Source organism: Pseudomonas sp. MYb13 (assembly GCF_002980075.1).
Lineage (GTDB): Bacteria > Pseudomonadota > Gammaproteobacteria > Pseudomonadales > Pseudomonadaceae > Aquipseudomonas > Aquipseudomonas lurida.
Window position 1 is genome coordinate 18,158 of sequence record NZ_PCQI01000026.1, and the last position, 22,132, is coordinate 40,289.

The 22,132-nt window shown below is 61.6% G+C and carries 19 protein-coding genes; 6 read left to right on the forward strand and 13 right to left on the reverse strand.

The window, feature by feature from the left end; all coding sequences use genetic code 11:
* Nucleotides 1-76: 76 nt before the first annotated feature.
* The 4 genes from tcyN to CQ002_RS27020 form a co-directional block, all read right to left on the reverse strand.
* A complete protein-coding gene (tcyN, locus tag CQ002_RS27005; RefSeq protein WP_034108606.1) occupies nt 77-823 on the reverse strand; it encodes an L-cystine ABC transporter ATP-binding protein TcyN in 747 nt (248 codons plus the stop codon).
* 3 nt (nt 824-826) lie between these two features.
* Entirely contained in the window at nt 827-1,492 is a 666-nt protein-coding gene (gene tcyL, locus CQ002_RS27010; RefSeq protein WP_010214112.1) for a cystine ABC transporter permease, read from the reverse strand.
* The gene (tcyJ, locus tag CQ002_RS27015; RefSeq protein WP_034108607.1) at nt 1,492-2,286 is read right to left on the reverse strand and encodes a cystine ABC transporter substrate-binding protein; all 795 of its coding nucleotides are present in this window, start codon (nt 2,284-2,286) and stop codon (nt 1,492-1,494) included. The genes tcyL and tcyJ overlap by 1 nt, the downstream gene beginning before the upstream one ends.
* A 280-nt stretch (nt 2,287-2,566) precedes the next feature.
* Nucleotides 2,567-3,562: a D-cysteine desulfhydrase gene (locus tag CQ002_RS27020; protein WP_105161475.1), complete on the reverse strand. Its 996-nt coding sequence runs from the start codon at nt 3,560-3,562 to the stop codon at nt 2,567-2,569.
* Between the two features lie 165 nt (nt 3,563-3,727).
* On the opposite strand from CQ002_RS27020, the gene epsC reads away from it, so the two are divergent.
* From epsC to mgrA, 4 genes are all read left to right on the forward strand, one after another.
* Entirely contained in the window at nt 3,728-4,654 is a 927-nt protein-coding gene (gene epsC, locus CQ002_RS27025; protein ID WP_034108611.1) for a serine O-acetyltransferase EpsC, read from the forward strand.
* 400 nt (nt 4,655-5,054) lie between these two features.
* Entirely contained in the window at nt 5,055-7,016 is a 1,962-nt protein-coding gene (gene betT, locus CQ002_RS27030; protein ID WP_174555869.1) for a choline transporter BetT, read from the forward strand.
* Between the two features lie 306 nt (nt 7,017-7,322).
* The gene (locus CQ002_RS27035; RefSeq protein WP_105161476.1) at nt 7,323-8,651 is read left to right on the forward strand and encodes an OprD family outer membrane porin; all 1,329 of its coding nucleotides are present in this window, start codon (nt 7,323-7,325) and stop codon (nt 8,649-8,651) included.
* A gap of 108 nt (nt 8,652-8,759) precedes the next feature.
* Nucleotides 8,760-9,797: an L-glyceraldehyde 3-phosphate reductase gene (gene mgrA / locus CQ002_RS27040; protein WP_012721676.1), complete on the forward strand. Its 1,038-nt coding sequence runs from the start codon at nt 8,760-8,762 to the stop codon at nt 9,795-9,797.
* 67 nt (nt 9,798-9,864) lie between these two features.
* Here mgrA and tauD read toward each other — a convergent pair whose 3' ends face one another.
* From tauD to CQ002_RS27075, 7 genes are all read right to left on the reverse strand, one after another.
* The gene (gene tauD / locus CQ002_RS27045) at nt 9,865-10,701 is read right to left on the reverse strand and encodes a taurine dioxygenase (protein ID WP_069021148.1); all 837 of its coding nucleotides are present in this window, start codon (nt 10,699-10,701) and stop codon (nt 9,865-9,867) included.
* Between the two features lie 11 nt (nt 10,702-10,712).
* Nucleotides 10,713-11,549 carry a taurine ABC transporter permease TauC gene (gene tauC / locus CQ002_RS27050; protein ID WP_098465569.1) on the reverse strand — a complete coding sequence of 279 codons (837 nt, stop codon included), beginning with the start codon at nt 11,547-11,549 and terminating at the stop codon, nt 10,713-10,715.
* Nucleotides 11,546-12,325: a taurine ABC transporter ATP-binding subunit gene (tauB, locus tag CQ002_RS27055; protein WP_105161477.1), complete on the reverse strand. Its 780-nt coding sequence runs from the start codon at nt 12,323-12,325 to the stop codon at nt 11,546-11,548. The genes tauC and tauB overlap by 4 nt, the downstream gene beginning before the upstream one ends.
* 17 nt (nt 12,326-12,342) lie before the next feature.
* Complete coding sequence (tauA, locus tag CQ002_RS27060) at nt 12,343-13,320, reverse strand: taurine ABC transporter substrate-binding protein (RefSeq protein WP_034108624.1); 978 nt, start codon at nt 13,318-13,320, stop codon at nt 12,343-12,345.
* Nucleotides 13,321-13,564: 244 nt separating this feature from the next.
* Nucleotides 13,565-15,148 (reverse strand): glutamate--cysteine ligase, encoded by a 1,584-nt coding sequence (gene gshA, locus CQ002_RS27065; protein ID WP_105161478.1) that lies wholly within the window; start codon nt 15,146-15,148, stop codon nt 13,565-13,567.
* A gap of 214 nt (nt 15,149-15,362) precedes the next feature.
* Nucleotides 15,363-15,746 carry a PaaI family thioesterase gene (locus CQ002_RS27070; RefSeq protein WP_034108628.1) on the reverse strand — a complete coding sequence of 128 codons (384 nt, stop codon included), beginning with the start codon at nt 15,744-15,746 and terminating at the stop codon, nt 15,363-15,365.
* A complete protein-coding gene (locus tag CQ002_RS27075; RefSeq protein WP_105161479.1) occupies nt 15,746-18,070 on the reverse strand; it encodes a Tex family protein in 2,325 nt (774 codons plus the stop codon). Before CQ002_RS27075 ends, CQ002_RS27070 begins: the two co-directional genes overlap by 1 nt.
* Before the next feature lie 357 nt (nt 18,071-18,427).
* Here CQ002_RS27075 and ompR point away from each other — a divergent pair, with 357 nt between their 5' ends.
* The gene (gene ompR, locus CQ002_RS27080; protein WP_016979041.1) at nt 18,428-19,168 is read left to right on the forward strand and encodes a two-component system response regulator OmpR; all 741 of its coding nucleotides are present in this window, start codon (nt 18,428-18,430) and stop codon (nt 19,166-19,168) included.
* Nucleotides 19,169-19,285: 117 nt separating this feature from the next.
* Nucleotides 19,286-20,599 (forward strand): ATP-binding protein, encoded by a 1,314-nt coding sequence (locus CQ002_RS27085; RefSeq protein WP_034108632.1) that lies wholly within the window; start codon nt 19,286-19,288, stop codon nt 20,597-20,599.
* Between the two features lie 141 nt (nt 20,600-20,740).
* Here CQ002_RS27085 and rimK read toward each other — a convergent pair whose 3' ends face one another.
* Nucleotides 20,741-21,646, reverse strand: coding sequence for a 30S ribosomal protein S6--L-glutamate ligase (gene rimK, locus CQ002_RS27090; protein WP_010214091.1), 906 nt, complete (start codon nt 21,644-21,646; stop codon nt 20,741-20,743).
* A complete protein-coding gene (locus CQ002_RS27095; protein ID WP_262409492.1) occupies nt 21,643-22,107 on the reverse strand; it encodes an ATP-dependent zinc protease in 465 nt (154 codons plus the stop codon). The genes rimK and CQ002_RS27095 overlap by 4 nt, the downstream gene beginning before the upstream one ends.
* Nucleotides 22,108-22,132: the final 25 nt, after the last annotated feature.

Here is a 22,132-nt window from a genome sequence, read left to right on the forward strand (position 1 = left end):
CTGCGACAGCCTCGATGCGGTGAGACGGACACTCAGGGGTGCCTGCATCGCGGCCAAGCCAGCGCCCAAAAAAGCCTCAGTGAGCCAGGAATTTACTCAGGAACTGCTTGGTGCGCTCTTCCTTGGGGTTGGCGAACAGCGCCTTGGCTTCGCCTTGTTCCACGATCACACCCTTGTCGAAGAAGATCACCCGGTTGGCGACATCGCGGGCGAAGCTCATCTCGTGAGTGACAATGACCATGGTGCGGTTTTCTTCGGCGAGGCTGCGAATGGTCGCCAGCACTTCACCCACCAGTTCGGGGTCGAGGGCCGAGGTGGGTTCGTCGAACAGGATCACTTCCGGCTCCATGGCCAACGCCCTGGCAATCGCCACGCGCTGCTGCTGGCCACCGGACAGGCGCCGTGGGTAGGCGTCTTCCTTGCCCGCCAGGCCGACCCTGGCCAGCAGCTTGCGCCCCAGCGCCACGGCGGCTTCGCGCGGTATCTTCTTGACCACGATAGGGCCTTCGATGACATTTTCCAGCGCAGTGCGGTGGGGGAACAGGTTGAAGCTCTGGAACACAAAACCCACGTGCTGGCGCAGGCGCCGCACCAGGCTTTGTTGCTGGTTGATCGGCTTGCTGGTGTCGATCTCGATGTCACCCACCTTGATGCGGCCACTGGTGGGTTGTTCGAGGAAGTTCAGGCAGCGCAGGAAGGTGGTCTTGCCGGAACCACTGGGGCCGATGATGGCGATGACTTCGCCTTCCTTGACCTCAAGGTCGATGCCGTTGAGCACCACCTGGCCCTTGAATTGTTTGGTCAGTTTTTCAACCACGATCATGCTTCAGGACTCCAGGTCATGCCGGTTGACCCGGTCTTCCAGACGATTCTGCAAATGCGCCAGGATGCTCGCCAGGATCCAGTAGATCAGGGCTGCGGACAGATACATGGTGAAGATTTCGAAGGTCCGTGCAGACACCAGTTGTGCCTGGCGGAACAGCTCGGGCACCTGGATGGTGGCGGCCAGCGCCGTGTCCTTGACCAGCGAAATAAAGCTGTTGCCCAGCGGTGGCAGGGCCGTGCGCATCGCCTGCGGCAGGATGGCCCGGCGCAGGGTCTGCGCGCGGGTCATGCCGATACTGGCGGCGGCTTCCCACTGGCCACGCTCGATGGAGCCGATGGCGGCGCGCAGGATTTCACAGGCGTAGGCGGCCATGTTCAGCGAAAAGCCGATCATGGCCGCCGGGATCGGATCCAGCTCGATGCCCACTTGCGGCAAGCCGTAGTAGATCAGAAACAGCTGTACCAGCAAGGGCGTGCCGCGAAAGAACGACACGTAGACTCGGGCGAGCCAGCTCACCAGCTTGAAGCGCGACAGGCGCATCAAGGCCAGGCCGAAGCCCAGCAGCAAACCGAAAAACATCCCGCCGAGGCTGAGGATCACCGTGTAGTACGCGCCCTTGAGCAGAAAGGGCGCAGAGTCCAGCGCGAGTTGGAAACCTGCTTCCATTATTGAGTGACGTCAGCGTTGAAGTACTTCTCGGACAGCTTCTTCAAGGTGCCATCGGCGCGCAGCTTGTCGAGGGCCTTGTTCACGGCGGCCAGCAGTTCAGGCTCGCCCTTGCGCAGGGCAATACCGGCTTCCTGGCGGGAGAAGGCCGCACCTGCAGCAGCGGTGTCCTTGGCTTTCTTGGCGTATTCCAGCGCGGCCAGGCGGTCGATCAGGATGGCGTCGACACGGCCGATGCGCAGGTCCTGGAACTTGGTAGGGTCATCGTTGTAGGTTTTGACGATGGCCTTTGGTTGGTTTTCCTTGAGCCATTGTTCGTAGTTGGTGCCCAGGCCGACGCCGACTTTCTTGCCCGCCAGGTCGTCGGCGGTCTTGATGGTGTCGACGTTTTTCGCCAGGGTCAGCGCCTGGATACCAGAGATGGTGTAAGGCGTGGAGAAGTCATACTTTTGCTTGCGTGCGTCGGAGATGGTCACTTGGTTGACCACGGCGTCCAGACGCTTGGATTCCAGGGCCGCGAGGATGCCGTCCCATGGAGTGGCCTGCAGCTTGACCTTCACGCCCAGCTCCTTGGCCAGCGCTTCGGACAGCTCCACTTCGAAACCGGTGAGCTTGCCGCTTTCATCGACAAAGCTGAACGGTGGGTAGGTGCCTTCCAGGCCGATCTTGATCTCGCCCGCTTTCTTGATGTTATCCAGCTGTTCGCCAGCCACTGCCTGGCCCAGCAGGCCAGCCCCGAGCGCCAGGCCCAAAGTGCCAACCAACAACGTGCGACGGAATACGGAAATAGTCATGAAGAGCCCCTGTGTTTTTATGTTGAGCGAAGCAGGTGACGCAGTAGTCGTATCCTGCCTTAAAGCGCGTAGCGCGTCTTCGCCTACGGCGCGACTATAGAGTGTGTTTTTAAGACTTGAAAATAATATAAATATAAATTGATATTCTATTGTGGAATATGCGGCGGATTCAATGTGGGAGCTGGCTTGCCTGCGATAGCGGTGGAACCGTCAGCACATCGGTAGCTGACAGACCGCCATCGCAGGCAAGCCAGCTCCCACACTTTTAATCCGCGTTTATTCAGTTAAAAACCGAATGGTAAGCAAACAACGCCGGTGCCCCGCCGGTGTGCAGGAAAATGATCGGGCCGTCCTCAAAGCGCTGGCGTCCGATGCCGTCCAGCAAGCCAGCCATGGCCTTGCCCGTGTAGACCGGGTCCAGCAGCAGGCCTTCCTGGCTCGCCAGTAACTTGACCGCAGACAGCGTGCCGGCGTTCGGTTCGCCATAGCGCGGGCCGAAGTATTCGTCCCACAGGATCACCTTGAAGGCCTCGGGAATGTCCACACCCAAGAGCTCGGCGGTGCGCTCGGCCAGGCCCTGCACTTTCGGGCGCTGGGCTTCGTCGGTGCGGGACACGCTGACGCCAATCACCGGCAGGTTCGGCAGCGCTTCGCTCAACGCCAGCGCGAGGCCACTGTGGGTCCCCGCACTGCCGGACGCGAGGACCACGGCGGCAAATTCGATCCCGCTGTCTTCGATCTGTCCGGCCAGCTCCAGCCCGGCGCGCACATACCCCAGGGCGCCGAGTGCATTGGAGCCACCGATAGGCACCAGGTAAGGCTGCTTGCCGTTGCTGCGCAGGCGGTCGGCGAGGGCGTTGAGCTGGTCGTCGACGTTGTCGAGGTTCTCCACCAATTCCACCTTGGCGTCGAACAGCTCCAGCAGCAGGCGGTTGCCGTTCCCGAGGTAGTTGGGGTCGTCGGTGCCGGTGGGGTTTTCCAGAAGGGCGACGCAGCCCAGGCCGAGCTTCGCGGCCAGCGCAGCGGTCTGGCGCACGTGGTTGGACTGGATGGCACCGGCGGTCACCAACGTATCGGCGCCTTGCGCGAGGGCATCGGCGGCGAGGTATTCGAGTTTGCGCAGCTTGTTGCCGCCCATGGCCAGCGGCGTGGTGTCGTCGCGCTTGACGTAGATATCCCTGCCCAACCAAGCCGACAGCCGCTCGAGTTTTTCCAGGGCAGTGGCACCGCCCAGCAGTTCCAGGCGGTTAAAACGGTCGAGCTGTTGTTTGATCATGGCTGCGCACGGTTGAGGAGTATGGGGCGACTATAGGCAGGCACTTTTCATCGGGCAACCGTCAATCGCTTATTCCGCAGAGTTCTTAGTAGTGCACCATTGGTTCTTAAGGGCGGCCAGGGTGCATACCGTAAAGTGAGCGCCATTACGTCAGGAGTGAATACTGTGAGTGAGCGTTCCAGTCATTGGCAATTACAGACCATCGTCAGCCAACTGCGCGGTGCGCGGGACCAGTGGCGCGCGCGCAATGGCCGCTTGAGTGGCGAACATGGCGGCCGTGAGTTGCCGTCCCGCGAGGCGGTGGCGCAGATTCTTGAAGCGCTGTGCGGTGCGCTGTTCCCTATGCGCCTGGGACCGGTGGACCTGCGTGAAGAAAGCGAAGATTTTTATGTCGGCCACACCCTGGATGTGGCGCTCAATGCGCTGCTCGCCCAAGCCCGCCTGGAACTGCGCTACGCCGCGCGCCAAGGTGGCCAGGATGACAGCGCGGTCGACGCTCATGCCATCCGCCTGATCCAGGATTTCGCCCTGGCCCTGCCTTCCCTGCGCAGCCTGCTGGACACCGACGTGCTGGCCGCTTACCACGGTGACCCGGCGGCGCGCAGCGTGGATGAAGTGCTGCTGTGCTATCCCGGCATCCTGGCGGTGATCCACCACCGCCTGGCGCACCATCTGTACCGCGCCGGTTTGCCGCTGTTGGCGCGGATCAGCGCGGAGATCGCCCACTCGGCCACGGGCATCGATATTCACCCCGGCGCGCAGATCGGCCCAAGTTTCTTTATCGACCACGGGACCGGCGTGGTGATTGGCGAAACCGCGATCATTGGCGAGCGCGTGCGCATCTACCAGGCCGTGACCCTGGGCGCCAAGCGCTTCCCGGCAGATGAGGACGGGCAGTTGCAGAAGGGCCACCCGCGCCACCCGATTGTCGAAGACGACGTGGTGATCTACGCGGGCGCGACCATCCTGGGGCGCATCACCATCGGCAAGGGCTCGACCATTGGCGGCAACGTGTGGCTGACCCGCAGCGTGCCGGCGGGGGCGAACATCACCCAGGCGAACCTGCAGCATGATGATGGGGCGCAGAAGTAATCCCTGGCTAACACCCATCACCTGCGGGAGCTGGCTTGCCTGCGATAGCTGTCTGTCAGCAACCGATGTGTTGACGGATACTGCGCGATCGCAGGCAAGCCAGCTCCGACATTTTTTGTCCGTATTTCAACGCCAAGTGGCTGAACGATTTGTCTCTCGCGCCCGTCATACCTGTCCTTGAGCTAGTGTAGGAATTACCTACCACTCAGCCGTGCGATTAGTCCCAGACCGCCTTCGTATGTTTAACTTGAATGTTCGTTCAAGTTAAACCGGTGGTTCGCTGCCCGCTCACAACAGGAGGCTTACCTTTGCTGAGTCCGTTATTTACAGCCACATCCGACACCTTCGGGGTGCATCGTCCATGAGTGCATCGTCCACCCCCTCCAGCGGACTGGTGCGCATGAATGCGCCCGTCTTCTATTTTGCCGCGTCCTTTATCCTGCTGTTCGGGATCACTGTCATCGCTATCCCGCAACAGGCCGGTGCCTGGCTGCTGGCAGCGCAAAACTGGGCGGCCAATACGGTCGGCTGGTACTACATGCTGGCGATGACCCTGTATCTGGTCTTCGTGGTGGTCACCGCGCTATCGGGCTACGGCAAGATAAAACTCGGTGCCGACCACGACGAGCCCGAATTCAGTTACCTGTCCTGGGCCGGCATGCTGTTCGCCGCCGGGATCAGCATCACGCTGTTTTTCTTCTGTGTTTCCGAGCCGCTGACGCACCTGGTGCAACCGCCCCAGGGCGCGCCGATGAACGCCGATGCCGCGCGCCAGGCCATGCAGATTCTGTTTCTGCACTGGGGCCTGCACGGTTGGGGTGTGTTCGCCTTCGTCGGCATGGCCCTGGCGTACTTCGCCTACCGGCATAACCTGCCGCTGGCGTTGCGCTCGGCGCTGTACCCGCTGATCGGCAAGCGCATCAATGGCCCCATCGGCTACGCGGTGGATGGCTTTGGCATCATCGCCACGGTGTTCGGCCTCGGCGCCGATATGGGTTTTGGTGTGTTGCACCTCAACTCCGGGCTCGATTACCTGTTTGGTATTGCCCACACCCAGTGGATTCAGGTCGGCCTGATCACCTTGATGATGGGCGCGGCGATCCTGGTCGCCGTTTCCGGCGTCGACAAGGGCGTGCGGGTGATGTCCGACATCAACATGCTGCTGGCCTGTGCGCTGCTGCTGTTCGTGTTGTTCGCCGGGCCCACCCAGCACTTGCTCAACACGCTGATCCAGAACATCGGTGATTACCTGGGCGCCTTGCCGACCAAGAGTTTCGACGTGTACGCCTACGACAAACCCAGCGACTGGCTGGGCGGCTGGACGGTGTTCTACTGGGCCTGGTGGATCGCGTGGTCGCCATTCGTGGGCCTGTTCATCGCGCGTATTTCCCGTGGTCGCACCATCCGCGAATTCGTGTTCGGCGTGCTGCTGATCCCGCTGGGTTTCACCCTGGCGTGGATGTCGATCTTCGGCAACAGCGCTATCGACCAGGTGCTCAACCACGGGCTGACAGCGTTGGGCCAGTCGGCTATCGATGACCCGTCGATGAGCCTCTACCTGCTGCTGGAAACCTACCCGTGGAGCAAGACCGTCATCGCGGTCACGGTGTTTATCAGCTTCGTGTTCTTCGTCACTTCCGCCGACTCCGGCACCGTGGTGCTGTCGACCCTGTCGTCCAAGGGCGGCAACGCCGATGAAGACGGGCCGAAGTGGCTGCGGGTGTTCTGGGGCGCGATGACCGCGTTGGTCACCAGCGCGCTGTTGTTCGCCGGCAGTATCGACTCGCTCAAGTCAGCGGTGGTGCTCACCTCGTTGCCGTTCTCGATGATCCTGTTGCTGATGATGTGGGGGCTGCACAAGGCGTTCTACCTCGAGTCGCAAAAGCAGATCGCCCAACTGCACTCGTTGGCGCCGGTGTCGGGCTCACGCAAGGGCACGGGCGGTTGGCGCCAGCGCTTGAGCCAGGCCGTGCATTTCCCGTCACGGGACGAGGTGTACCGGTTCCTTGAGACCACGGTGCGCCCGGCGATTGAAGAGGTGACGGCGGTGTTTGTCGAAAAAGGCCTCAGCGTGGTTACCCAGCCCGACCCGTCCAATGACAGCGTCAGCCTGGAAATCGGCCACGGCGAAGAGCATCCGTTCGTTTATCAGGTGCAGATGCGCGGCTATTTCACGCCGTCCTTTGCACGCGGCGGCATGGGGTCCAAGCAGCTCAACAACCGTCGCTACTACCGTGCGGAAGTGCACCTGAGCGAGGGTAGCCAGGACTACGATCTGGTCGGCTACACCAAGGAGCAGATCATCAACGACATCCTCGACCAGTACGAGCGGCACCTGCAGTTCCTGCACTTGGTGCGCTGAGGCTCGGGTATGACCTGCGGGGCGCCAATTGTCCCTGCAGGTCAGACCCTCCCGCCAGGCGCGTTACCGGGCCATCGAGCTGTCCATCAGCGAGGCAGGCCGGTTGGTCGACGGGCTCGCCAAAAACTTCGAAAGTGCCCGCTAAGCCGCGTAGTAGAAGGGTTTCTTAAATTTAATTTCATCCGTCCACGTCGCTGTTTGACGCGCAACTGTCATCTGGCCACTGCGTAATTGTGTGAAGCGTTTGACGCTTTCATTTCAGAACAGTGACGGAGACAGGTACCCATGAAGACGTTATTAAGCCCCATGGTGGGTGTTGCCGTGGCGAGCTTTATGCTGTCCGCCCATGCCGATTTTGCCGATGACAGCCACGCCGATGTGACCCTGCTCAATCGCTATCTCAACCAGCAGGGGCGTGATGTGGTGAACAGCAACGCCAAGGCCCACAGCATTCGTGATTGGGGCCAGGGTTTCGAGTTCAACTTCAAGTCCGGCTACACCGAGGGGCCCGTGGGCTTGGGCCTGGACCTGCAGGCGTTCTATGGGTTGAAGCTGGACTCGGGTGGCGACCTCAACGACAAGGATCATCAAGGCCGTTACCCCGGCAGCATGTTCCCGCTGGACAACGGCAAGTCCGCCGACCAGTTCGGCGTGTTGAGCCCGACGTTCAAGATGCGGTTTGCCAAGGATGAGTTGCGCGTTGGTACGCTCTACGGCAACAACCCGGTGTTAGCCAATACCGACGGGCGCCTGTACCAGCAGACCAACACGGGTGTGCAGCTGGTGTCCAAGGACTTCAGTGACTTCACCTTCACCGGCGGCGACATCTTCAAGACCAAGATCCGCAATGAAACCGGCGATCAAGGCATGATCACCGCCGGCGGCACCCAGCAGAGCGACCGTTTCCTGTTCGGCGGTGCGGACTACACCGGCATCCAGAACACCACGGTCAGCCTGTGGTATTCCAACCTTGAGGATTACTACCAGCAGTTCTTCCTCGGCGCCAAGCGGCATGACGCCTTGTCCGTGGGCGCCATCGACACCGATGTGCGCGTTTTCCGCAGCCTGGGTGTGGGCGGCAACGCCGACGGTGACAACGATTTCGCCGCGGCTGGCCTTTACGGGGACGGCGCGGGCAAGGGCCGCATCAACCAGACCACCGCCAGCGTGCTTGAGAGCTACAGCCTGGACGGCCACACCGTTGGCTTGGGTATCCAGAAAAACAGCGGTGACAGCGACTTCCCGTATCTGGATTCCGGCCTGAACAGCGGCGACAACCGCCAGGGACCAGGCTCAGGTGCCGATACGCCGGCGCTGACCAACATGCAGTTGAACAAATTCCAGCACGCCGGCGAGCGCACCTGGCTGGCGCAGTACAAATATGACTTGGGCAAGCTCGGCCTGACCGGCCTCACATTCTCCGCCGCCTACGCCCATGGCGATGACATTCGCACGGCGCAGGGCACTACCAGCGAATGGGAACGTAACGTCGCCGTCGCCTATCAAGTGCCCACCGGCACCCTCAAAGGCCTCGGCGTGACCTGGAAAAACGCCCACGCCAGCCCGGACATTACCGGCGCCACCGTGCAAGATGAAAACCGCTTTTATGTCAGCTATGTCGTTCCACTCTGGTAGGAAATTGCTGTAAAACGGACAGGCAGACTTAAGCGATTCAGCTGGTTAAAAGGCCTGGGAATATCGTTATTCCCAGGCCTTATTTGCCTACGTCCAAGAGAGGATTCGATGACTTACATTGCTGCCGAAAACCGCTATGAATCTATTCCGTATCGCCGCGTCGGTCGCAGTGGATTGGTGCTGCCTGCACTGTCCCTGGGCCTGTGGCACAACTTTGGCGACAGCACCCCGATCGACACCCAGCGCGCCCTCCTGCGCACCGCGTTCGACTTGGGGATCAACCACTTCGACCTGGCCAACAACTACGGCCCGCCGTACGGCAGTGCCGAGATCAACTTCGGCCGTCTGCTGCGCGAAGACTTCAAGCACTACCGCGACGAATTGATCATCTCCAGCAAGGCGGGCTGGGACATGTGGCCCGGCCCTTACGGCCAGGGCGGCGGTTCGCGCAAATACGTACTGGCCAGCCTCGACCAGAGCCTGCAGCGCCTGGGTGTCGACTACGTGGATATCTTCTACTCCCACCGCTTCGACGCCGATACCCCACTGGAAGAAACCGCCAGCGCCCTGGCCACTGCGGTGCAACAAGGCAAGGCGTTGTACATCGGTATCTCGTCCTACTCAGGCGTAAAAACCCGCGAAATCGCCGCCCTGCTCAACGAGTGGAAAGTGCCGCTGCTGATCCACCAGCCGGCCTATAACCTGCTCAACCGCTGGGTGGAAAAAGACCTGTTGGACACCACCGAAGAACTCGGTGCCGGGGTGATTGCCTTCACACCGCTGGCCCAAGGGCTGCTGACCGACAAATACCTCAACGGTGTGCCGGCCGATGCACGCGTGAATCGGCCGGGTGGCGGTTCGTTGCAGGCCAAGCACCTGTCCGAGGCCAACATTGCCCACGTGCGTGCGCTGAATGAAATCGCCCAGCGTCGTGGCCAGAGCCTGGCGCAACTGGCATTGGCCTGGACGCTGCGTGACCCTCGGGTGACCAGTGCGCTGATCGGTGCCAGCCGACCGGAGCAGATCATCGAGAACGTGGGGGCGTTGAAGAACTTGAGCTTCAGTGCCGAAGAACTGGCGGAGATTGATCGCTTTGCGCAGGAAGGCGGCATCAACCTTTGGGAAAAGCCTTCGACCGCTGAATAACCCGACACCACTCGATCAACCTGGGGGAGCGGGCTTGCCCGCTCCCCCATTTGAACTTCACGAGGGTTTAGAACGGCACGTCGCCCAAGATCGTCGCTCGGTGCATCACCCGTCGCTGCGGCCGGTAGTCATCCACCGCGTAATGCTGGGTCACGCGGTTGTCCCAGAACGCCACGTCATTTTCCTGCCAGCGCCAGCGGATGGTGAATTCCGGACGTGTCGCGTGGGCAAACAAGAGCTTCAAGATTGCTTCACTCTCCGCCGGCTCAAGCTCATTGATCCGGGTGGTAAACCCATCACTCACGAACAGCGACTTGCGCCCACTCACCGGATGCGTACGCACCACCGGGTGCGACAACGGTGGGTTCTTCTTGCGGGTTTCTTCCCAGCGCGCCAGGTCTTCGGCGGTGTTGCCAAAGCGCTCCAGCGGAAAGGACTTGGTGAAGTCATGGGTAGCCGTCAGCCCGTCGAGCAAGCGCTTCAACGGCTCGGACAGTGCCTCATACGCTGCAATACCACTGGCCCACAACGTGTCGCCGCCAAACGCCGGCAGCAGCTTGGCGCTGAGCACCGCGCCGAGCGCCGGGGTGGGCAGGAAGGTCACGTCGGTGTGCCACACCGCGTTGTCGCGCACGTCGGTGACGGCGGTGTCGAGGATCAGCACTTCGGGCTGTTCCGGCACGTTGGGGTAGATCGGGTGGATGTGCAGGTCACCGAAGTTCGCCGCAAACCGCGCCTGTTGTTGCGGGTTGATTTCTTGGCCACGGAAGAACAACACCGAGTGGGCGAGCAACGCGTGTTCGATGGCGTCGCGGTGTTCGGGGGTCAGCGGCTGGGTGATGTCGACGCCACTGATCTGGGCGCCCAGTGCGCTGCTTAATGGGGTAACGGTCAGGCTGCTCATGCTGTTCTCACTCAATGTGCCTGGCCATGCCAAGGCACTAATTTGCGCTGCAGGGCGCGCAAGCCCATTTCCATGGCGAAGGCGATCAGGGCGATGACCAGGATCCCCAGCACGACCACATCGGTGACCAGGAACTGCGCCGCCGATTGCACCATGAAGCCCAGGCCGCTGGTGGCCGCGATCAATTCTGCTGCGACCAGTGTCGACCAGCCCACACCCAGCCCGATGCGCACGCCGGTGAGGATGTCGGGCAGGGCGCTCGGCAGGATTACATGGCGAATCAGTTGGGCGCGGGTGGCGCCCAGCGACTGCGCGGCGCGCAGTTTGGCCGGGTCGACCGTGCGCACGCCCGTGGCGGTGGCGATGGCAATCGGCGCAAAGATCGCCAGGTAAATCAGCAGCACCTTGGACAGCTCGCCAATGCCGCACCAGATCACGATCAACGGCAGGTAGGCCAACGGCGGAATCGGCCGGTAGAACTCAATCAGTGGGTCGAGCACTCCCCGTGCGATACGATTGGCACCGATGGCAATGCCCACCGGCACGGCGGTCAGCACGGCAAAGCCCAGGCCCAGGCCGATACGGCTGAGGCTCGCGCCAAGATGCTGCCAGAGGGTGGAGTCCATGTAGCCCGTGGTCGCCAGCAGCCAGCCTTTTTGCAGCACGGCAGACGGCGGCGGCAGGAACAGCGGCTCTATGAGGCCGGTGGCGGTGACGGCCCACCAGATGACCAGCAAGGCGACCAGGGTCAGCAGGCTGATCCAGCGCGTGCTCAGGCTGCGACGTACCGGGATAACCGTGTGCGTCACCGTCTGGGTGGCGGTAGCGGGGAGTTCGTAGCTGCTCATGCGGACACCTGCCGTTGGGAGAACACCTTGCCCAGCACGTGTTCGCGGGTTTCGATAAAACGCGGGTCGGACTTGATCGCCCGCGCCGACTCACCGGCGGCGTAGCGTTGGCCGAAGTCCAGGCTCAGGCGCTCGACGATCTGGCCGGGGTTGGGCGCCAGCAGGATCAGGTCGGTGGCGAGAAATACCGCCTCTTCGATGTCGTGGGTAATCAGGAACACCGGCTTGGCCGTGCGCCGCCAGACTTGCAGCAGCAGTTCCTGCATCTGTTCGCGGGTGAAGGCATCGAGCGCGCCGAAGGGTTCGTCCATCAGCAACACGCGAGGGTCGGCCGCCAGGGCGCGGGCCAGGCCGACACGTTGCTTCTGGCCGCCGGAAAGCTGCCAGATGCGGCGGCTGTCGAAACCGGCCAGGTCGACCAGCGCGAGCATTTCCTGGGCGCGGATTTCGCGTTGCGCCTTGGGCAGGCCGGCCAGCTCCAGGCCGAAACCGACGTTGGCCAGCACATCTTGCCAGGGCAGCAGGGCGTCGTCTTGGAACACCACACCGCGTTCGGCGCTGGGGCCTTTGACCGGCACGCCATCGAGGGTGATGCGCCCGGCAGACGGTTCGACAAAGCCGGCGATCAGGTTCAACAGCGAAGTCTTGCCACTGCCGGACGGGCCGAGGGCCACCAGCAATTGCTGGGGCCCCAGGTCGAGTGAAATGTCTGACAGTACCGGTTCTGTGGCGCCTGGGTACTGTGCGCTGATGCGCTCCAGCTGTAGCAAGGCCATCGCAATGAACTCCCGAATCAGTGGGTGATGAATTTGGCGCTGACGTAAGGGGCATAGTCCGGCAGCACCGCTTCGACCTTGCCTTGTTCCTTCAGGAACGCAGCGGTATCGGTCACGGCCTTGGTGGTGGGTGCGCCCAGCAGGGTCACCTGGTCGGCCGCCAGCGGGTAGACGTTGCCTTGCAGCAGCAAGGGGATATCACTGGCCTTGGCGCCGGACAGTTTCACCAGTTTGTCGACGTTGCCTGTGTCGGCGAGCCAGGCTTGTGGGTCTTTGCGGTATGCGGCGTAGGCATCCAGGGTGACTTTGGCGAACGCGGTGACGATTTCCGGGTGCTTCTCGGCGAAGTCCTTGCGCACGATCCAGGCATCAAAGGTCGGCGCACCGAACTTGGCCAGTTCACCAGAGGTGATCAGCACCTTGCCGTTCTCTTTGGCGACGCCCAGGGCTGGGTCCCACACGTAGGTCGCGTCGATATCGCCGCGTTTCCAGGCGGCGATGATTGCCGGTGGCGCGAGGTTGAGGATGGTCACTTTGGACGGGTCGATGTTCCAGTGCTTCAGCGCGGCCAGCAGGCTGTAGTGCCCGGTGGACACGAAGGGTACGGCGATCTTTTTGCCGATCAGGTCCTGAGGGCCGTTGATCCCGGAGCCGTCGCGTGCCACCAGCGCTTCGGCGCCGCCGATCTGGGTGGCGACGAGGAAGGTTTCCACCGGCACTTTACGGGTGATCGCCGCGGTCAGCGGGCTGGAACCGAGGTAGCCGATCTGCACGTCGCCGGAAGCGATGGCGGCGATGATGTCGGCGCCATTGTCGAATTTGCGCCAGTCGATCTTGGCGTGGGTGGCTTTCTCGTAGGCACCGTCGGCCTGGGCGACTTTGGCCGGGTCCACGGTGGTCTGGTAAGCGATGGTCACATCCGCCGCCTGGGCAAACAGGCTGGCACCGGCCAGGGACAATGCGGCCAGGAGGCGCAGAGGGGTTAGCAGTTTCAAGGGGGAAGCTCCTCAATCAGGCGGCCGAGGGTCGGCGTGTGAGGAGACTAAATGATCTAAGAATTCGAAAATAAATAACATTTTCGAATTAGCTTATTAGTAGAAGTGAACGTGGATCTTGAAGGCGCACAGGCCATGTGGCGGCGGGCTCGCTCGCGAACACGCAGTGTCAGTCGCCGGGAATATCGACTGATCCACCGCGTTCGCGAGCAAGCCCGCGCCCACCAGGTTTTGCGTAGGGTTATCAGTTGCTGATGGCGAGGATGCTGGCCTGGTAGGAACCGACGAACACATCGAAATCGCCCACTTCGTTCTGCTCCAGCTCCGCTTGTTGCGCCAGCGATGTGCGCGCCAGCTCTTCAAAACGGGCCTGCTCTTGCGCCGGCAGCGGTTCCTTGCGGAAATGCTCGGCGTGCAGCTGGCTCTGGTGCAGGGAGAACTGCGCGAAACTTTCCTTACGCTCGGCCATCGCTGCCAGCACCTGGGCCGAAGGGGTCATGGACGGGTCCTTGACCTTGGCCAACTGAGCGTCCATCGCCTGGCTGTGCTCGGTGATGCCGTGGCTCTCATCCAGCAAGGCGGCCAGCGGCGCGATCTGCTCCAGCAGCTCGGCAGCCCATTCCTTCATGTCCACCGCTTGGCCCTGGCGCTGCAATTGCAGGCCCGGGCGACGGCCTTCCTTGACCACACTGAGGAAGTTGGAGGTGGCGTTGCCGCACTCGTTGTTAGCGAACAGTGGGCTGTCGTTCAGCGCGCAGTAGAGCAAGAAGGCGTCGAGGAAGCGCGACTCTTGCAGGTCGATGCCCATCGGCAAGAACGGGTTGATGTCCAGGCAGCGCACTTCGATGTACTGGATGCCACGGGCCATCAACGCCTGGATCGGCCGCTCGCCGGTGTAGGTCACGCGCTTGGGGCGGATGTTGGAGTAGTACTCGTTTTCGATCTGCAGGATGTTGGTGTTGAGCTGCACCCACTCACCATCCTTGTGCGTGCCGACTTCGACGTACGGCGCGTAGGGCGTTGCCACCGCTTCGCGCAGGCTGTCGGTGTAGCTGCTCAGGTCGTTGTAGCACGGCGTGAGGCCGGCCTGGGCGTTGCTCTGGTAACCCAGGTCGCTCATGCGCAGGCTGGTAGCGTACGGCAGGTACAGGGTGTCGGCGTCCAATACTTCCAACTGGTGCGAACGCCCGCGCAAGAAGCCCGCGTCCAGGGCAGGGGACGCACCGAACAGGTACATCAACAGCCAGCTGTAGCGACGGAAGTTACGGATCAGCGCGATGTAGGCGGTGGACTGGTAGTCGCGGTCGGTGCCGACAAACCCTTCAGTCTCCTTGAGCAACGGCCACAACTGTTCCGGCAGGGAAAAGTTGTAGTGGATGCCGGCGATGCACTGCATGGTCTTGCCGTAACGCAGGGCCAGGCCCTTACGGTACACGTACTTCAGCTGGCCGATATTGGAGGTGCCGTAGTAGGCAATCGGAATATCTTCCTCGGCCGGCAACGGGCACGGCATCGAGGGGCTCCACAGGTATTCGCTGCCGAGCTTGGTGTAGGCAAAACGGTGGATCTTGTCCAGGCTGCTCAGGGTATCGGCCGGGTTGGGCAGCGCAGGAGTGATGAACTCCAGCAGCGATTCCGAGTAGTCGGTAGTGATCTGTTCATGGGTCAACGCGGCGCCCAGGGCTTCAGGGTGCGGCGTTTGCGCCAGTCGACCCTCACCGGTGACACGCAGGCATTCGCGCTCGATGCCGTGCAAGCACTGCTCTAGCAGGGAGAGGTGTTCGCGCTTGCCGAGCAGGGCCAGGCGGCGGTTGAGAAGTTCGCTCAAGTTGGATTCCTTCACGCGTCAGTCGCCCCAATATGGGGGTGGGCAGGACGGTCTACAAGGGTGAAGTTAAAACTGGCGTGATCGCCTGGTTTAGAGTCAATTTGACCCGTTCTGAAAATGCCGACTTCACTCCATGAATTTGGCTACAGCGCAGCGAGAAAATTCCGACGCCGTTGCTGCAGCGCCGAAATTAACTCAAATCGGGGGTGGGGAGCTATAGGACAGCGAAGGTGCCCTGTGCTTTTGCGACAAGTCGTTCGTCCTGATACACATCAGCCTCGACCACCAGCGTGCGGCGGCCGGCATGAATCACCCGGCTGGTGCACAGCACGTCGCCGTCAGACACGGCGCGGATGTAGTTGATCTTGCACTCGATAGTCGCGCTCTGCTGGTCGAAACCATGGGCGCTGGAACAGGCCAGCCCCATCGTAATGTCCACCAGGCTGAAAATCGCCCCGCCATGGAGCTTGCCCGCGCGATTACGCAGCTGGGGCTCCAGGGTCAGGGCCACCTCGGCAACGCCTTCTTCAAGACGTTGCAGGCGGCAGCCGATCAGTTCGCTGAAGGCGCTCTGGGTCAAGCCGGCCGGGATTTCCATCAGCGTTTCTTCAACTGTTTGGCGTTAGCGAACAGCGAGGCCATGGCGTTGTTGCTTGGTGCTGCCGTAGCGGTTTCCTTGCGCGGCGCAGTGTTCTGCGACTGGCGCGGTGCGGAACCCGGACGGGCGCCACGGGCACCGTCGATTTTCTCGCCGGGGGTGTCGCTCATGCGCATCGACAGGCCGACGCGTTTGCGTGGGATGTCGACTTCCATGACCTTGACCTTGACCACGTCACCGGCTTTCACCGCTTCGCGCGGGTCCTTGATGAATTTCTCCGAAAGCGCGGAGATATGCACCAAACCGTCCTGATGCACGCCGATGTCCACAAAAGCGCCGAAGTTAGTCACGTTGGTCACCACGCCTTCGAGGATCATGCCCAGTTGCAGGTCCTTGAGGTCTTCGACGCCGTCCTGGAACTCGGCGGTCTTGAACTCGGGACGTGGGTCGCGGCCAGGTTTTTCCAGCTCTTGCAGGATGTCGGTAATAGTCGGCACACCGAAGGTCTCGTCGGTGTACTTCTTTGGGTCCAGGCGCTTGAGAAACGCGGCGTCGCCGATCAGCGAACGGATGTCGCGGTCGGTCTCGGCGGCGATGCGTTGTACCAGCGGGTAGGCTTCCGGGTGAACTGCCGAGGCGTCCAGGGGGTTGTCGCCATTCATCACGCGCAGGAAGCCGGCGGCTTGTTCGAAGGTTTTTTCGCCCAGGCGTGCGACTTTTTTCAGCGCTGCGCGGGTCTTGAACGCGCCGTTTTCGTCGCGGTGGCTGACGATGTTCTGCGCCAGGGTAGCGTTGAGGCCGGAAATCCGTGCCAGCAGTGCCACGGAGGCGGTGTTCACGTCGACGCCGACGGCGTTCACGCAGTCCTCCACGACCGCATCCAGGCCGCGAGCCAGTTTCAGCTGCGACACGTCATGCTGGTACTGGCCGACGCCGATGGATTTAGGGTCGATCTTCACCAGCTCGGCCAGTGGGTCCTGCAGACGACGGGCGATGGACACTGCGCCACGGATCGACACGTCGAGGTCCGGGAATTCCTTGGACGCCAGTTCCGACGCCGAGTACACCGAAGCGCCGGCCTCGGAGACCATGACCTTGGTCATCTTCATGGCTGGGTATTTTTTGATCAGTTCGGCGGCCAGCTTGTCGGTCTCACGGCTGGCGGTGCCGTTGCCGATGGCGATCAGGTCCACCGAATGCTTGGCGCACAGGGCGGCCAGAATCGCGAGGGTCTGGTCCCACTTGTTGTGCGGCACATGCGGATACACAGTGGCGTGGTCCAGCAGCTTGCCGGTGGAGTCGACCACGGCAACCTTGCAGCCGGTACGCAGGCCCGGGTCGAGGCCCAGGGTGGCGCGCGGGCCGGCCGGCGCGGCCAGCAGCAAGTCGTGCAGGTTGTGGGCGAATACGTTGATCGCCTCGGTTTCGGCGCCGTCGCGCAACTCACCCAGCAGGTCGGTTTCCAAATGGGTGTAGAGCTTGACCTTCCAGGTCCAGCGCACGACTTCACCGAGCCACTTGTCCGCAGGACGGTTCTGGTTCTGGATGCCGAATTGTTGACCGATCATGCCTTCGCATGGGTGCATGGTGCCTGGCAGCTCGTCGCCAACTTTCAGCGCGGAGCTGAGAATGCCTTCGTTGCGGCCACGGAAAATCGCCAGTGCACGGTGGGACGGCATGCTCTTGAGCGGCTCGTCGTGTTCGAAGTAATCACGGAACTTGGCGCCTTCTTCCTCTTTGCCGGCGATGACGCGCGCACTGAGGATGGCTTCCTGCTTCAGGTAGGTACGCAGTTTCTCCAGCAGGCTGGCGTCTTCGGCGAAACGCTCCATGAGGATGTACTTGGCGCCTTCGAGGGCCGCCTTGACGTCGGCGACGCCTTTTTCGGCGTCGATGAAGCGTGCGGCTTCGGCTTCCGGGGACAGCGACGGATCGTTGAACAGGCCGTCAGCCAGCTCGCCCAGGCCGGCTTCCAGGGCGATCTGGCCCTTGGTGCGACGCTTCTGTTTGTACGGCAGGTAAAGGTCTTCGAGGCGGGTCTTGGTGTCGGCGAGCTTGATGTCGCGCTCGAGTTGCGGGGTCAGCTTGCCCTGCTCTTCGATGCTGGCGAGGATGCTGATGCGCCGTTCGTCGAGTTCTCGCAGGTAGCGCAGGCGCTCTTCCAGGTGACGCAGTTGGGTGTCGTCGAGGCTGCCGGTCACTTCTTTACGGTAACGGGCAATGAAGGGCACCGTGGAGCCTTCATCCAGTAGAGCGACGGCCGCTTCGACCTGTTGTGGGCGTACACCGAGTTCCTCGGCGATGCGGCTGTTGATGCTGTCCATAAAACCACCTGAAATTCTTAAAAGCAGCTCGCAGGCCCGGAAAACAAGGCCTTGGGAAGCTGGTTGAGCGGCCCGACTGGCGCCGCTGCCTGGGTCAAGAGGCAGCCTATTGACCCTCGAAATCGAAAAAACCACGACAAGCGGGTGAAAAAAGCCTCGGCAGCAAACGGTAACGATCTGACGTTGCCCTGCACGGCGGCGGCGCATTATAACCAGCGTTCTGTCCTTGGGGGGGATTGCGCCAACGGTTGTAGGGCGCGGGTTCGCTGGCGGTAAAGGAAAAATCTGCTAACAATGCACACGGTGCGTATAACGGCAGCTACGCCATAATGCGCGCCGAGATAAGAGGAGCATCCAATGAGCAGCACTGCACAAACTGCTGAAGGCGAAAAAATTCTCATCGTTGACGACGATCCGGGGCTGAGCAGCCTGCTGGAGCGTTTTTTCAACTCCAAGGGCTACCGTGCCCGCGCGGTGCCGAACACCGAGCAAATGGATCGCCTGTTGGGGCGTGAAGTATTCAACCTGGTCGTACTCGACCTGATGTTGCCTGGTGAAGACGGCCTGACCGCCTGCAAGCGCCTGCGCGGCGCGAACAACCAGATTCCAATCATCATGCTCACCGCCAAGGGTGATGAGCTGAGCCGCATCAAGGGCCTCGAACTGGGCGCTGATGACTACCTGGCCAAGCCGTTCAACCCCGACGAGTTGATGGCACGGGTCAAAGCCGTACTGCGTCGCCAGGCGCCGCCGGTTCCGGGTGCGCCGGGCAGCGAAGACGAAAGTGTCACCTTTGGCGACTACGAACTGTCGCTGGCGACCCGCGAGCTCAAGCGTGGCGATGAAGTGCACATGCTCACCACCGGCGAGTTTGCCGTACTCAAGGCCCTGGTGATGAACGCTCGCCAGCCGCTGACCCGTGACAAGCTGATGAACCTGGCCCGTGGCCGGGAATGGGACGCCCTGGAACGCTCCATCGACGTACAGATTTCTCGTCTGCGCCGGATGATCGAGCCAGACCCTTCCAAGCCGCGTTACATCCAGACGGTCTGGGGCGTAGGTTATGTGTTTGTGCCGGATGGCAATAAAACCAGTTGACCAGTGATTTGCAGAGGCGGGCCTTCCGGTGTTTGACTCCATGAGAGTCGACGGGATGCCCGGCGTCTGCAATTCTGCGAGCGCCGCTCGTTCCTGCAAGGTGTCTAGCTGTCTCCTATGAAAACCCCGCTGTGGTTCCCTCAAAGTTTCTTCTCCCGCACCCTTTGGCTGGTGCTGATCGTCGTTCTGTTTTCCAAGGCACTTACGCTGGTTTATCTGTTGATGAACGAGGACGTGCTGGTAGACCGGCAATACAGCCACGGTGTCGCCCTGACGCTGCGCGCCTATTGGGCAGCTGACCCTGAGAATCGCGAAAAAATCGCCAAGGCCGCCACGCTTGTACGCGTGGCGGGCGCGGGTGTGCCGGAGGGCGAGCAGCATTGGCCCTACAGTGAAATCTACCAGCGCCAGATGCAGGCCGAACTGGGTGAGGACACCGAGGTGCGGCTGCGCATGCATGTATCGCCGGCGTTATGGGTACGCGCGCCAAGCCTGGGCGAAGATTGGCTGAAGGTGCCGTTGTACCCGCATCCGTTGCGGGGGCAGAAGATCTGGAACGTATTGGGCTGGTTCCTGGCGATCGGGCTGCTTTCAACGGCGTCGGCGTGGATTTTCGTGCGCCAGCTCAACCAGCCGCTCAAGCGCCTGGTGTTTGCCGCCCGCCAACTCGGGCAGGGGCGCAGTGTGCGCCTGCCGGTCAGCGATACGCCCAGTGAGATGACCGAGGTGTACGGTGCGTTCAACCAGATGGCGGAGGACGTCGAACAAGCCGGGCGCGAACGCGAGTTGATGCTGGCTGGGGTGTCCCATGACCTGCGTACACCGTTGACGCGACTGCGCTTGTCTCTGGAATTGATGGGCAACCATACCGACCTCACCGATGACATGGTCCGCGACATTGAGGACATGGACGCAATTCTCGACCAGTTCCTGGCGTTTATCCGCGATGGCCGTGATGAGGTGGTAGAGGAGGTCGACCTGACCGACCTGGTACGTGAGGTGGTCGCGCCCTACAACCAGAACGGCGAACAGGTGCGCATGCGCCTGGAGCCGATCCAGCCGTTTGCGTTGCGTCGAGTGTCGATGAAGCGCCTGTTGAACAACTTGATTGGCAACGCTTTGCACCACGCAGGTTCAGATGTGGAAGTCGCGGCGTACGTGTCTGGCGACAGCACTGCGCCTTACGTGGTGCTGAGCGTGATGGACCGGGGCGCGGGCATCGACCCAGACGAGTTGGAAGGGATCTTCAACCCCTTCACCCGTGGCGACCGTGCCCGGGGGGGTAAGGGAACCGGGCTGGGATTGGCGATTGTGCGGCGGATTGCCTCGATGCATGGCGGCAATGTCGAGTTGCGCAACCGCGAAGAGGGTGGCCTGGAAGCACGTGTGCGCTTGCCGCTTGGCCTGATGCTACCCCGAGATGCGGTCTAAGCAACAACCCAGTCCATATGTGGGAGCGGGCTTGCCTGCGATGAGGTCGGCACATTCAACATTGTAGTTGAGTGAACCGCCGCTATCGCAGGCAAGCCCGCTCCCACACTTGTTTTATAGCGCTTGATAGGTCGAGTGCCTTCAACCCTTGCCTTTGGTCCTGGTCATATTCGGCCCACCATTCTTTTCCAGATGTTGAATGATGATTCCCGCCACATCCTTCCCTGTGGTGGTCTCAATACCTTCCAGGCCTGGCGATGAGTTCACCTCCATCACCAGCGGCCCATGGTTGGACCGCAGGATGTCCACACCCGCCACACTCAACCCCATCACCTTGGCTGCCCGTAGTGCGGTCATACGCTCTTCAGGGGTGATCTTGATCAGGCTGGCGCTGCCGCCACGGTGCAGGTTGGAGCGGAACTCACCCGGCTTGGCCTGGCGCTTCATCGCCGCAATCACCTTGTCACCCACCACGAAGCAGCGGATATCTGCACCGCCGGCTTCCTTGATGTATTCCTGCACCATGATGTTCTGCTTGAGCCCCATGAAAGCCTCGATCACGGACTCCGCCGCCGTCGCGGTTTCACACAGCACCACTCCGATGCCCTGGGTGCCTTCCAGCACTTTGATCACCAGCGGCGCGCCATTGACCATGTCGATCAGGTCGGGGATGTCGTCGGGGGAGTGGGCAAAGCCGGTAACGGGCAGGCCGATTCCGCGTCGCGACAGCAACTGCAGCGAGCGCAACTTGTCGCGCGAGCGAGCAATGGCAACCGATTCGTTAAGGGGGAACACCCCCATCATTTCGAACTGGCGCAACACCGCACAGCCGTAGAACGTCACCGACGCGCCGATACGGGGGATCACGGCATCAAACCCTTCTAGCGGCTTGCCCCGGTAGTGGATCTGCGGCTTGTGGCTGGCAATGTTCATATAGGCCCGCAACGTGTCGATCACCACCATTTCGTGGCCACGTTCGGTGCCGGCCTCAACCAGGCGGCGGGTGGAATACAGACGCGGGTTTCGCGACAGCACAGCAATCTTCATGCAGCACCTGGGGCAGAAATAGTAGAGACCGGGAACACCGGCTTGTCTTGAACGTACTTGATACCGGGATTGACCACCAACTGGCCGTCAATCAGCGCCTTGGAGCCCAGCAACAGGCGGTAGCGCATGGCCTTGCGACAGGCCAGGGTGAACTCCACACGCCAGACCCGATCACCCATCGCCAGCGTGGTGCTGATGACATAGCGCACCTGCGCATGGCCGTTCGAACTCTTGATGGTTTTCATCGTTACCAGGGGCGCTTCGCAGCGACGGTGGCGCAGTTGCACCACGCTGCCCAGGTGCGCGGTAAAACGCACCCATTTCTCGCCATCGCGCTCGAATGGTTCGATGTCGGTGGCGTGCAGGCTTGAGGTACTCGCACCCGTGTCGATCTTCGCGCGCAGGCCTGCCACTCCCAAGTCGGGAAGTGCCACCCACTCACGCAGACCCACAACGGTCAAATGGTCAAATGTCTTCAATATGGAT